The organism is Amycolatopsis sp. BJA-103 (assembly GCF_002849735.1).
Classification (GTDB): Bacteria; Actinomycetota; Actinomycetes; order Mycobacteriales; family Pseudonocardiaceae; genus Amycolatopsis.
Genome location: NZ_CP017780.1, coordinates 3,901,503 through 3,913,277, shown reverse-complemented (window position 1 = coordinate 3,913,277; position 11,775 = coordinate 3,901,503). Strand labels below are relative to the sequence as shown.

Here is an 11,775-nt window from a genome sequence, read left to right as displayed (position 1 = left end):
CAGACCGTGGTGAACCAGGAACAGGTCGCCATCGTCGGCATGGGAGTGTTCCTCCCCGGCGCGTCCACTGTGGACGAATACTGGCAGAACATCGTGTCCGGCACCGACGCGATCACCGAGATCCCGCCGCACCGCTGGGATCCGAGTTTCCACGACGGTGACGGCCGCACCCCCGACCGCACCTACGGGCGGCGCGGCGGATTCGTCGCCGACAGCCTGGACTTCGACGCGACGGCCCTCGGTATCGCGCCCAGTTCCGTCGCCGGGATGGAGCCGGACCAGCTGGTCGCGCTGGCCGTCGCCGCGTCCGCGGTCGACGACGCCGGTGGCCTGCGACGGCTGGGCGACCTCGAACGCGTGGGCGTGATCCTCGGCAGGGGCGGCTACCTTTCGCCCGGACTCCAGCGGTTCGACCAGCGTGTCCGGTCGGTCCGCCAGATCACCGGCGCGGTCCGGGACCTCCTGCCGTCGGCGCGCCCGGAGATGCTCGACAGGCTCCGGGACGCGCTGCTCGAACCGCTCGGCGAGTTCCGGCCCGACACCGCGATCGGGCTGGTGCCGAACCTCGCCGCGTCACGGGTGGCCAACCGTCTGGATCTCGGCGGCCCCGCGTACACGGTGGACGCCGCTTGCGCGTCCTCGCTGCTGGCCGTGGACCAGGCGATCGGCGAACTCGCCCGTCGCCGCTGCGACGTCGTGTTGGCAGGCGGGGTGCACCACTGCCACGACGACACGCTCTGGTCGATGTTCACCCAGCTCGGCGCCCTGTCCCCGAGCCAGCGGATCAGCCCGTTCTCGCGGGACGCGGACGGTTTGCTGATCGGCGAGGGCACCGCGATCGTCGTGCTGAAACGGTTCTACGACGCGCGCCGCGACGGCGACCGGGTCTACGCGGTGCTGCGCGGGTCCGGGACGTCGAGCGACGGCAAGGGCGCGAGCCTGCTCAGCCCGGCGGTGTCCGGGCAGACCCTGGCGCTGCGCCGCGCGTGGGCGTCGGCGGGGCTCGATCCCACCGCGCCCGGCGCGATCGGCCTGCTGGAAGCGCACGGGACCGCGACACCGACCGGGGACGCGGCCGAACTGGCCACCCTCGCCGAGGTGTTCGGCCCGCCCGAAGGCCGCCGTGCCGCGATCGGCGCGGTGAAGGCGATGATCGGGCACACCATGCCGACCGCCGGGGCCGCCGGACTGGTCAAGGCGGCGCTCGCGCTGCACCACGCCGTCCTGCCGCCGACCCTGAACTGCGCCGATCCGAGCCCGCTGTTGGACAAGACCCGGTTCCGGGTCCTGGCCGAAGCCGAGCGCTGGCCGGCGGGCGACGTGCCACGCCGGGCGGCGGTCAACGCCTTCGGTTTCGGCGGCGTCAACGCGCACGTGATCCTGGAAGAGGCCGATCCGGCGCCCACCCGGCCACGCCGGGCCAAGGTGACCGGGGAGCCCGAGCGGATCCTGCGGCTGGCGGCGTCCACTCCGGACGAACTCCGCACGCTGCTCGACCGTCCGGACCCGGAATCCGGCGGGCACGGCCCGAGCCGGATCGGGATCGTCGGGCCGACCGAAAAGCGGATCGAGGTCGCGCGAAGGGTGCTCGCGAAGGTCACGGCCGAGGGCCGGTCCTGGCACGGGCCCAACGACATCTGGTGCAGTACGGCACCTTTGCTGGAGCGGCACGGCGCGAAGACCGTGTTCGTCTACCCGGGGCTGGAGGCGGACGCGGAGCCGCGCTGCGCCGACGTCGCCCGGCACTTCGGCCTGGAGCGGCCCGAATGGTCGACGGAGAGTGTGCTTTCGCGCGCGTCGAGCGTGTCCCAGGTCGGGTTGCTGCTCGACACCGCGCTGCGGCGGCTCGCCATCATGCCGGACCTGCTCGCCGGGCACAGCGTCGGCGAGTGGACCGCGATGCAGGCGGCCGGGATGTACCCCGGACAGTCCACAGAGGACATGCTGAGCCGGTACTGGCCGCAAGGGTTCACCCTGCCGGACGCCGAATTCCTGGTACTCGGCTGCTCCGCGGAGCGGGCGGCCGCGCTGCTCGCCGCCGAACCGGAACTGATGGTCTCCCACGAGAACGCGCCGCGGCAGACGATCGTCTGCGGTGACCCGGCGGCCGCGGCCCGGCTCGCGCGCCTGTGCACCCAGCACGGCATCGTCGCCAGGACGCTTCCGTTCCGGTCCGGGTTTCACACCCCGCTGATGCGCTCCCGGCTCGGCCCGTTCACCCGGCTCGCGGCGGAACTGGACCTGAAGGCACCGCGGATCCCCGTCTGGTCGGCGACCACGGCCCGGCCGTATCCCGCGGATCCGGTGGAGGTCCGCGAGCTGTACCTGGCCCATCTGGTGCGGAAGGTCCGGTTCCGGGAACTCGTCGACGCCCTCTACGCCGACGGCGCCCGCGTCTTCGTGCAGGCGGGTGCCGGTCAGGTCGGTTCGTTCGTGGCGGACACCCTGGGAACGCGGCCGCACCTGGTCGTCCCGGCGTCGTCCGGCACCCGGCCCGGGCTCGCCCAGCTGCGCCGGGTGGCCACCGCGGTCTGGGTGGAGGGCGGACGGCCCGCGTTCGACGTGCTGGAGCCGCGCCGGACCCGGATCGACACGGCGGGCTCGCTGCTCTCGGTCGACGGTGACGTCAAGGGCATGTTCGAAGGCGACACCACGGTTCCCGAGCTGGCCGACGGTGTTCCGGACGCGATCGTCGCGGAGTTCACCGCGCTGCTCGCCGAGACCAGGCAGGCCGCGGCGAGCGTCGTCAACGCGGCCGCGCGCAGATCCGCCGATTCCACCGTGGAGTCCACTGTGGACATCTCGCTCGCCGCGATGCCGTACCTGGTGGATCACCGGTTCTTCCGGCAGCGCGAGGACTGGCCGGACGAGGCGGACTTCCGGCCCACCGTCCCGGCGACGACCCTGGTCGACCTGGCCTGCCGGGCGGCGGAACGGGCCTGGCCGGGGACGGTCGCGACCGGTGTGAGCAACGCGGCGTTCTCCCGATGGCTGATCGCCGCCCCCGCACAGCGTGTCCCGCTGTCGATGACCCGCGAGGGCGACCGGATCAGTGTCCAAATCGGACCGCACGCCAGTATGGATGTCCAGCTGGCGCAGCGGTATCCGACGGCGCCCCGGCCGTCCCCGCCGCCGGGGCCGGAAACCGCGCCCCCGCTCAGCGCCGCCGAGATCTACTCGCGCCGGGAGATGTTCCACGGTCCCGCGTACCAAGGTCTCGCCAGGCTCATCGGGCTCGGCGAGCGGCACATCCGCGGCGAGCTCGTCGTGCCGTCGGCGCCCGGCGCACTGCTGGACAACGTCGGCCAGCTCCTGGGCTGCTGGCTGATGGCCACCAAGGCGGACGCGCTGCTGGCTTTCCCGACGTCGATGGGCCGGATCACCTGGTACGGCCCGGAACCGGCGCCGGGCACGTCGTTGCGGTGCGTGGTCCGGGTCCGGCTGCCCCGGCCGGACGTGCTGGAGATGGACGCCGAACTGGTGCGGGACGGCGCCGTGCTGGCCAGGATCGAGCAGTGGCGGGACATCCGTTTCCCGTGCGACCGGCCCGCTCACCGGGTCTACGCCTTTCCGGACCGGCATCGGCTCGCCGAAGTGCACCAAGGCGGTTGGGCACTGGTCACCGACCGGTGGCCGAGCCCGGCCGCGCGGGACATCTACGCCGGCGTCTATCTCGGTTCGGAGGAACGCGCCGAGTTCGCCGCCTGCGCGCCCCGGCGGCAGCGAGGCTGGCTGCTGGAACGGATCGCGATCAAGGACGCCGTGCGCGCGAAACTCGGCCTGGACGGCGTCTACCCGGCCGAAATCCGGGTCAGTGCCGACGGGACCTCGGTGACCGGGGTCCAGGGCCGGGAACTGCCGCCGCTGGGAGTGGCCGTCGCGACGGTCGGAGACGTGGCGGTCGCCCTCGTCCGGGAACGGGGCGCGACGCCGCCCCGGATCGCGGTCCGGGCCGAGGGCGATTTGGCGGGGCTGGCCGAGGAAATCGGCCCAGGGGTGGAGTTCGCCGGGATACCGGGGCACGTGGTGGCCTGGAACCGCGGTTAGGAACAGGAGCAGAGCATGACGATCGAACAGCAGAGCCCGGCGTCGGTCTTCGGCACCGTGGCCGAATTGCTGAGAGAACTGGTGGGGGACACCGACGTCCTCGGCATCGAGATCACCCCGCAGACCACCTTCCACGAGGATCTCCAGCTCGAGAGCATCGACCTGGTGACCTTCGCGAGCATCCTCGCCGAGTTCTTCGGCGCGGACGTCAACCTCGCGGAGTTCCTGGCGGAGAAGGATCTCGACGACGTGATCGGACTCCGGGTCGGCGACATCGCGGACTACGTCGCCGCCCGCCTCGGCGAACGGGGCTGAGGCGGTGCCGACGATGACCGTCAACGGGCTGCGCACGAACGTGCACCTCGTGCCCGGCGGGGGCACGGAGACCGTGGTGTTCCTGCACGGCATGGGCACCGACAGCCTGGCGAGCTTCTACCTCACCCTGGCCCCGCCGGTCGCCGCCGCCGGGGTGGACGTGATCAGCTACGACCTGCGCGGGCACGGGAAGACCGAACGCCCGGAGCGCGGGTACACGATCGCGGACTTCATCGCCGACCTCGACGACCTGCTGGATCAGCTCGACCTCGACCGCCCGGTCCACCTGGTGGGCAACAGTTTCGGCGGCACCCTGGCCTACAGCTACGCGGTGGCGAAACCGGAACGGGTGCGCAGCATCGTGTGCATCGAGTCGGAGCCCGCCACCGAACTGTGGGCGGACAAGATGGCGCAGATCCTCGAACACACCGTGCGATTCTTGAAGGTCGAGGAGAGTTTCGACTGGATCGAGGCCAACTACAGCGCCCACCACCGCCGGCTGGCGAGAATGGCGGCGGAGCGGATCACGTCCACGTCGATGGCCGAGGAGGTCCCGCTCGGCCCGTTGCTGACCCTGGACCAGGTGGCGGGGATCGACTGTCCCGTACTGTCCATTTTGGGCAGTCACGGCTACCAGGCCGACGATCTCAACGCGCTGACGTCCTTGTTGCCCCGTGGTGAGCTGCACGTGTTCGAGGGGCAGGGGCATTCGGTGCTCGTCGAGCAGCACCGAGAGGTCCGTGAGTTGTTGCTGAACTGGATCTCCCGGCACGGGAGGCCGCGCGGATGAGCCGGTTCCTGCTGGTCGTCCCGCCGCTCACCGGGCACGTGGCCCCGTTGCGCGCGGTGGCCGCCGAACTCGTGGGCCGCGGCCACGACGTCGCCTGGTGCGGTCCGGAACCCACGACGTCGGAGCTGACGCGCGCGGGCCGGGTGTACCCGGCGGCGGACGCGCTGGAGTTCGCCGTCGAGCGCCGTCCCGAAGGCCTGCGCGGGTTCGCCGCGCTGAAGTTCCTCTGGGAGCAGTACTTGGTCCCGCTCGCGGACGCGATGGTCCCCGGGGTCGACAAGGCGGTGTCCGCCTTCCGCCCCGACGTCGTGATCGCCGACCAGCAGGCCTTCGCGGGCGCCCTGGTGGCGAGCCGCCGCTCCCTGCCGTGGGTGACCTCGGCGTCGACGTCGACCGAACTCGGCGACCCGCTGAGCGCCATGCCGAAGATCGCCGCGTGGGTGGACGAGCTCCAGGAGGATCTGCGGACCCGGCACCGGGTGGACTGCGGCGACCTGCGGTTTTCCCCGCACCTCGTCCTCGCCTTCACCACCGTCTCGCTGACGGGACCGCTCGCCGACGTCGGAGCGGTCCGCTTCGTCGGCCCGGCGCTGGCACCGGCGCCCCCGGTCGGGTTCTCGTGGGACCGGCTCGACGGCAGACCACTCGTCCTCGCCACCCTCGGCACCGCCAACGCCGCTCTCGGCCGCCGTTTCCTGGCCGAATGCGTCGACGCGCTCGCCGGGATGCCCGAGGTCCAAGGCCTGGTCGTCGACCCCACCGGCGAACTGATCAGCGACGAAGTGCTGATCGCCAAACGCATCCCGCAGGCGGAAGTGGTGCGGAAGGCGGCGGCGGTGATCTGCCACGGCGGGCACAACACGGTCAGCGAGACCCTCGCGTCCGGGCTGCCGCTGGTGATCGCGCCGATTCGCGACGACCAGTCGATGCTGGCTCAGCAGGTCGAGGCGGCGGGGGCGGGGTTGCGGCTGCGCTTCGACCGCGTGAAGGCGCCGGACATCCGCGGCACGATCACCGAAGTGCTGACCGAGCCCGCCTATGCCGCGGCGGCCGCGCGGGTGCGGGCTTCGTTCGCGGCGGCCGGGGGAGTCGTGGCCGCCGCGGACCACCTGGAGTCCCTGCCGCGCTAGAGGCTCCGCCTCATCTATAAATAGAACCGTCCCAGTAGCGCGTGAAAGGCCCCTTCCCTCGGCTCAGTCGAGGGAAGGGGCCTTTCACGCGCGCTGCTGCGGGTGGGTTGCTGACGCAAGTAGGCGACTACTTGCGTGAGCTGGGGCGGTCACCCGAGCATGCCGTGTGTCCCCAATGCGGGGCGGATTCATGCGGTCGTTGCAACATCCTTCGTGAGCTGGGAGTTTGTGGTGGCTGGCGGGTTCGTGTTGCCGCGTTCGGTGCGGGTGCGTTTTTGGGGTGCGGTGCGGGCGGGGTATCTGCCCAAGCCTGCCGCCCGTTTGGTGGATGTGTCGCACGAGACCGGGCGACGGTGGTTCGCGCAGGCTGGCGGGGTGATCGGGAACGCACCTGGCTCGTTGGGCGAGCGCTATCTGAGTATGGCTGAGCGGGAGGAGATCTCTCGTGGTCTGTCCGGGGATCTCTCTTATCGGGAGATCGCTCGGCAGTTGGCCCGGGCGCCGTCGACGATCAGCCGGGAGGTGACGAACAATGGCGGCCGGGGTGGGTATCGAGCGCATCGGGCGGAGTCAGCGGCGCGCGATCGGGCCCGGCGGCCGAAGACTGCGAAGCTGGCCGAGGCCGGTAATCGCGAGTTGCGGGATCATGTGCAGGCGCGATTGCTGCAGGAGTGGTCTCCAGGGCAGATCACAGCCAGGCTTGCGATGGAGTTTCCTGACCGGCCGGAGATGCGAGTGTCACACGAGACGATTTACCAGTCCTTGTATGTGCAGAGCCGGGGAGCGCTGCGCCGCGAGCTCACCGCGTGTTTGCGGACCGGGCGGGCGTTGCGCCGACCGCGCAAGCAGGCGCAGGCACGACGATCACGGATCCCTGACCTCGTGGAGATCAGCGAACGGCCGGCCGAAGCCGAGGACCGGGCAGTCCCGGGTCATTGGGAAGGCGACCTGATCACCGGTGCCGGCAACAAGTCCGCGATCGGCACCTTCGTGGAGCGCTCCACCCGGTTCGTCGTGCTGCTGCACCTGCCCAACGGCCACGACGCGATCCAGGTCCGGGACGCGATGATCGAAGCGATCCAGACTCTCCCGCATCAGTTACGGCGGTCACTGACCTGGGACCGGGGCAACGAGATGGCCCGACACGCCGACATCACCCTCGCCACCGACATGGCCATCTACTTCTGTGACCCGCATTCCCCATGGCAACGCGGATCGAACGAGAACACCAACGGCCTGCTCCGCCAGTACTTCCCCAAAGGGACCAACCTGCACCAGCACACCGCCGAAGACCTCGCCGCGGTCGCCGCACGACTCAACAGCCGCCCCCGCAAAACACTCGACTGGCACACCCCACTCGAGAAACTCACCACGCTACTGTCCTAACAGAGCACGTTGCGACCACCACATGAATCCGCCCGGCATTGGAGACACTCAGCGTCTCCAATGCCGCATTGGGGACACGGCTCTGGGAAGAGAGTGTCTTGAATGCCTCTTTCACCCGGTTCAGCTGAAGAAGCTCGATCTTCAGACCTTCCCCATGTCCTGAAGGCCACCTTTGAGACCTTGAGCGTCTCAAAGGTGGCCCTCAGGACGACCCAGTAGTGAAGGGGGCCTTCACGCGACACCGCGCCGGACCGACGTCACCGCGGCGGAGCTTCCCGCGGCGACCGGAACGTCCTCGCCGCGATCCAGCCGCCCGCCAGCGCCGCCACGGCCGCGATCGCGAGCGAGATCGGGATCGACCAGCCCGACGGCCGTCCCAGCGCGAGCGCCCTCGTGGCGTCGATCGCGTAGGTCAGCGGGTTGATCGCCGAGGCCACCCGCAACCAGGTGGGCATGGTCTCGAGCGGCATGTAGGCGCTGGAGGAGAACATCAGCGGGAACATGACCACGAACGACGCCATCTGCAGGGTTTCGGCCTTGCGCAGCCAGGTCGTGATGGCGACGAAGATCCAGCTCAGGCACCAGCCGACGACGAGCGTGAGCAGAAGTGCCGCGGTGACACCGAAAACCCCGCCGGTCGGCCGGAAACCGAGCAGGACCACGCTGGCGAGCGCCGTCACCAGCAGTTGCACGGCCAGCCGGGCGGAGTCGGAGATGGTGCGGGCCACCAGGACGGCCGAAAGACTGATGGGCATGCACCGGAGGCGTCCGGTGAATCCACTGTAGATCTCCGCGAGCAGGCCGGCGCCCGAGCTCATCGCGGTGGTCATCGCGATGTTCACCAGCGTCGCCGGGACGAGGAAGTTCACGTAACCCTGGTAGGCCGCGACACCGGGCAGCGTGCTGACCCCGTTGAAGACCTGGCTGAACAGCAGGAGCAGCACGATCGGTTGCAGCAGCCCGAAGAACACCAGCCGCCGGTCGCCGAACGCGGTCTTCAGCGACCGGACGGCGAGCACCCGGACCTGGGTGCCGAAGGTGCTCGGCGGCCAGGTCGCCGGATCGGTCAGCACCAGCGGTGCCGGCGCGCGGTGGCGTGCCTCGGTCATGACGGGACCGCCGGATTCCGGTGCAGGGAAAGGTAGACGTCGTCGAGCGTCGGCTCGGCGACGGTGAGGTCCTTCATCGGCGCGCCCGCCGCGTCGAGCGCGCGGACCAGCACCGTGATGTCGGAGGGCCCGGACAGCGCGACGCCGAGCACCAGCCCGGAGGCCGACGTCGTGCAGCTCATGCCGAGCCGGTGCAGCGCGGCCACTGCCCGGTGGGCGGCGAGCCCGGTGCCGAAGGTCAGGGTCGCGGTCCGTTCCCCGAGTCTGGTCTTCAGTTCCGACGGCCGCCCGGAAACCGTGACGTGCCCCAATCCCAGCACGATGACGTGATCCGCCAGTCTGTCCGCCTCCTCGAGGTACTGCGTGGTGAGCACGACGGTGGTGCCGCGTGCGGCGAGCCGTTCGACGCCGTCCCAGAGCCCCGCTCGGCTGAGCGGATCGAGGCCGGTCGTCGGTTCGTCGAGGAAGAGGACGTCGGGGGAGCCGACGAGCCCGGCCGCGAGATCGAGCCGCCGCCGCATTCCGCCGGAATAGGTCCGCGCGGGCCGGTCCGCGGCGTCGTCGAGGCCGAACATGGCGAGCAGTTCGGCCGCGCGGGCCCTGGCCTGGCGCCGGTTCGCGCCCAGCAACCTGGCGACGAGTTCCAGATTGCCGCGGCCGGAGAGCGCGTCGTCGACCGCCGCGAACTGGCCGGTGACCCCGATCCGCCGTCGGACGTGATGTCCGGCGCGGACGACGTCGAAACCGCACACCTTGGCACTGCCGCCGCTCGGTTTGACGCGGGTGCTGAGGATGTCGATCAGCGTCGTCTTCCCGGCGCCGTTGTGGCCGAGCACCGCGAGCACGGTGCCGCGGCCGACGCGGAGACTGACGCCGGCGAGAGCCGTCACTTCACCGTAGTGCTTGGCAAGGCCGGTCACTTCGATGGCAGCCTGCTCCATTCGCCGAACGTAGCGGGGGTTTCGGTGCGGCCGCAATGAACGGGAGCGGACTCCGGACGCGCGTGACAATTCAGGACGCCGTCCTCCACACGCGCGTCACAAGAACACGCGTGTGACAGTTTTGCCTCCGCCGATGTCGACGAGCGTGACAAAAGCGATTCGGCGCGGGTGGCGGTGCCAGTTAATGAGTCACCCGATCCCACCCGGATGACAAACAAAAGGGGCCGGATCCGGTGTCCTTGCCGGTGCGAGAGGGCACAGGTAATTTACCGCTTCCGTGTCCGTGCCGTTTCGGCCGTGTCACGCAATTTCTCCGATTCCCCGGGAGTGACCGTTGTGAAGTTCCCACAGAAACTGAAGTCGAAAAGATCGGTGCAAGCCTTGGCCGCCGGTACGGTGGCCGCCGTCGCGGCCACCCTGGGCATCGCCGGCGCGGGCTTGAGCGAGGCGGCGCCCGCGTCGCTGACGCTGAAGTACACCTGCCCGTTCCCCCTGATCGGCGACCAGACCCTCGTCGTGAAGATCGACACCGTCCTGCCGGACGACGCCGTGGCCGGGAAGACGTCCACCCCGATCACGTTCGACGTCGACGTCACCGTTCCGGCGGACGCGACCGCGGGACTTTCGCTCGTCGGCGCCACCACCGTCGAGGGCAGCGCCAAGGCCGCCGCGGTGCTGAAGTACCCGGTCGACAAGACGCTGAACCTCGGTCTCCCGCTGGTCATCCCGGTCACGCCGGTGCCGGAGGCGGGCGAGTTCCACGTCAAGACGAGCGGCAAGGCGCCCGCGGTCACGTTCCCCAGCGCGGGCACCGCTTCGGTGACTGTCGGGAACTTCAGCACCACCATGACGCCGAAGAACGCGCAGGGACAGCCGACCGACCTCGGCACGTTCACGTCGGACTGCATCGTCCAGCCGGGACAGAACCAGCAGCTCGGGACGTTCGAGATCAAGCCCGCCGGTGGTGGCACGACGACACCGACCACCCCGACGACGCCCACGACACCGACGACGCCCACGACACCGACGACGCCCACCACGGAGCCGACTCCGACTTCGACGACGCAACCGACTCCCACCACCGAGCCGACCCCGACGACGGAGCCGACTCCGACCTCGACGACGCAACCGACTCCCACCACCGAGCCCACGCCGACGACGGAGCCGACTCCGACCTCGACCACGGAACCCACTCCGACCACGGAGCCGACCCCGACGACGGAGCCCACTCCGACTTCGAGCACGCAGCCGACTCCCACGACGGAGCCGACTCCGACCACCGAACCCACGCCGACTCCGACCACGGAGCCGACGCCCACGACCGAGCCCACTCCGACCACGCAGCCGACTCCCACCACGGAGCCGACCCCGACGACCCAGCCGACGAGCCCGACCACCGTGCCGACCACGCCGACCACGACACAGCCGCCGGGTGACACCAAGATCGTCTACGGCGTCAAGGGCAGGACCACCATCGCGGGGCTGAACGCCAGACTGCCGCTGGGCCCCGGTGAGTTCACCGCGAAGCTGAACGCCCAGTCGGGCAAGTTCACCGGTCAGCTCTCGCTGCCGCCGTCGAACGTGCAGTTCCGGTTCCTCGGCTTCTTCCCCGCCTCGGCGACGGTGAAGATCAACCAGGTCGGCGACGTGACGGGCACCGTCAACGCGGGCGCGGTGAAGGCCGACACGAAGGCCGACGTCAAGCTGCTCACGGTGCGGCTGTTCGGATTCCCGATCCTGGCGAGTTCGACCTGCCAGACGGCCAAGCCCGCGGACATCCCGCTGGTTTCCGCGCACGGCTTCAACCCGTTGAAGGGCGGCAAGCTGACGGCCGAATACAAGCTGCCGCAGTTCCGCGGTTGTGGCCTGCTGACGCCGTTGATCAGCGCGATGGCGTCCGGTGACGGGAACAGCCTGGAGATCGACCTCACCAAGAAGTAGCAAAGCCTCGTGAGTGGTAATGACGGTTAGAACCGTCATTACCACTCACGAGACCCACTGCAAAACAGTTACGCCCATTACAACCTTTCCGTTTTCCCGAACGCCCGGTCCCGCAT

The 11,775-nt window shown here is 70.0% G+C and carries 8 protein-coding genes; 6 read left to right on the top strand and 2 right to left on the bottom strand.

Annotated features, from left to right (window positions below; translation table 11 throughout):
• The first annotated feature begins 6 nt into the window (after positions 1 to 6).
• The 5 genes from BKN51_RS16930 to BKN51_RS16910 all read left to right on the top strand — a co-directional run bounded on the left by BKN51_RS16930 (position 7) and on the right by BKN51_RS16910 (position 7,668).
• A complete protein-coding gene (locus BKN51_RS16930) occupies positions 7 to 4,047 on the top strand; it encodes a beta-ketoacyl synthase N-terminal-like domain-containing protein (RefSeq protein WP_101613263.1) in 4,041 nt (1,346 codons plus the stop codon).
• 15 nt (positions 4,048 to 4,062) lie between these two features.
• Positions 4,063 to 4,362 carry a phosphopantetheine-binding protein gene (locus BKN51_RS16925; protein WP_101608575.1) on the top strand — a complete coding sequence of 100 codons (300 nt, stop codon included), beginning with the start codon at positions 4,063 to 4,065 and terminating at the stop codon, positions 4,360 to 4,362.
• A gap of 4 nt (positions 4,363 to 4,366) precedes the next feature.
• Complete coding sequence (locus BKN51_RS16920) at positions 4,367 to 5,152, top strand: alpha/beta fold hydrolase (protein ID WP_101608574.1); 786 nt, start codon at positions 4,367 to 4,369, stop codon at positions 5,150 to 5,152.
• A complete protein-coding gene (locus BKN51_RS16915) occupies positions 5,149 to 6,282 on the top strand; it encodes a glycosyltransferase (protein WP_101608573.1) in 1,134 nt (377 codons plus the stop codon). Before BKN51_RS16920 ends, BKN51_RS16915 begins: the two co-directional genes overlap by 4 nt.
• A gap of 228 nt (positions 6,283 to 6,510) precedes the next feature.
• The gene (locus BKN51_RS16910; protein WP_442857699.1) at positions 6,511 to 7,668 is read left to right on the top strand and encodes an IS30 family transposase; all 1,158 of its coding nucleotides are present in this window, start codon (positions 6,511 to 6,513) and stop codon (positions 7,666 to 7,668) included.
• A 257-nt stretch (positions 7,669 to 7,925) separates the two neighbouring features.
• On the opposite strand, the gene BKN51_RS16905 is transcribed toward BKN51_RS16910, so the two are convergent.
• Positions 7,926 to 8,777, bottom strand: a complete 852-nt coding sequence (locus BKN51_RS16905; RefSeq protein WP_101608572.1) for an ABC transporter permease — start codon at positions 8,775 to 8,777, stop codon at positions 7,926 to 7,928.
• Entirely contained in the window at positions 8,774 to 9,718 is a 945-nt protein-coding gene (locus BKN51_RS16900; RefSeq protein WP_101608571.1) for an ATP-binding cassette domain-containing protein, read from the bottom strand. Before BKN51_RS16900 ends, BKN51_RS16905 begins: the two co-directional genes overlap by 4 nt.
• A 336-nt stretch (positions 9,719 to 10,054) precedes the next feature.
• Here BKN51_RS16900 and BKN51_RS16895 point away from each other — a divergent pair, with 336 nt between their 5' ends.
• Positions 10,055 to 11,659 (top strand): DUF6801 domain-containing protein, encoded by a 1,605-nt coding sequence (locus BKN51_RS16895; protein WP_101608570.1) that lies wholly within the window; start codon positions 10,055 to 10,057, stop codon positions 11,657 to 11,659.
• Positions 11,660 to 11,775 lie beyond the last annotated feature (116 nt).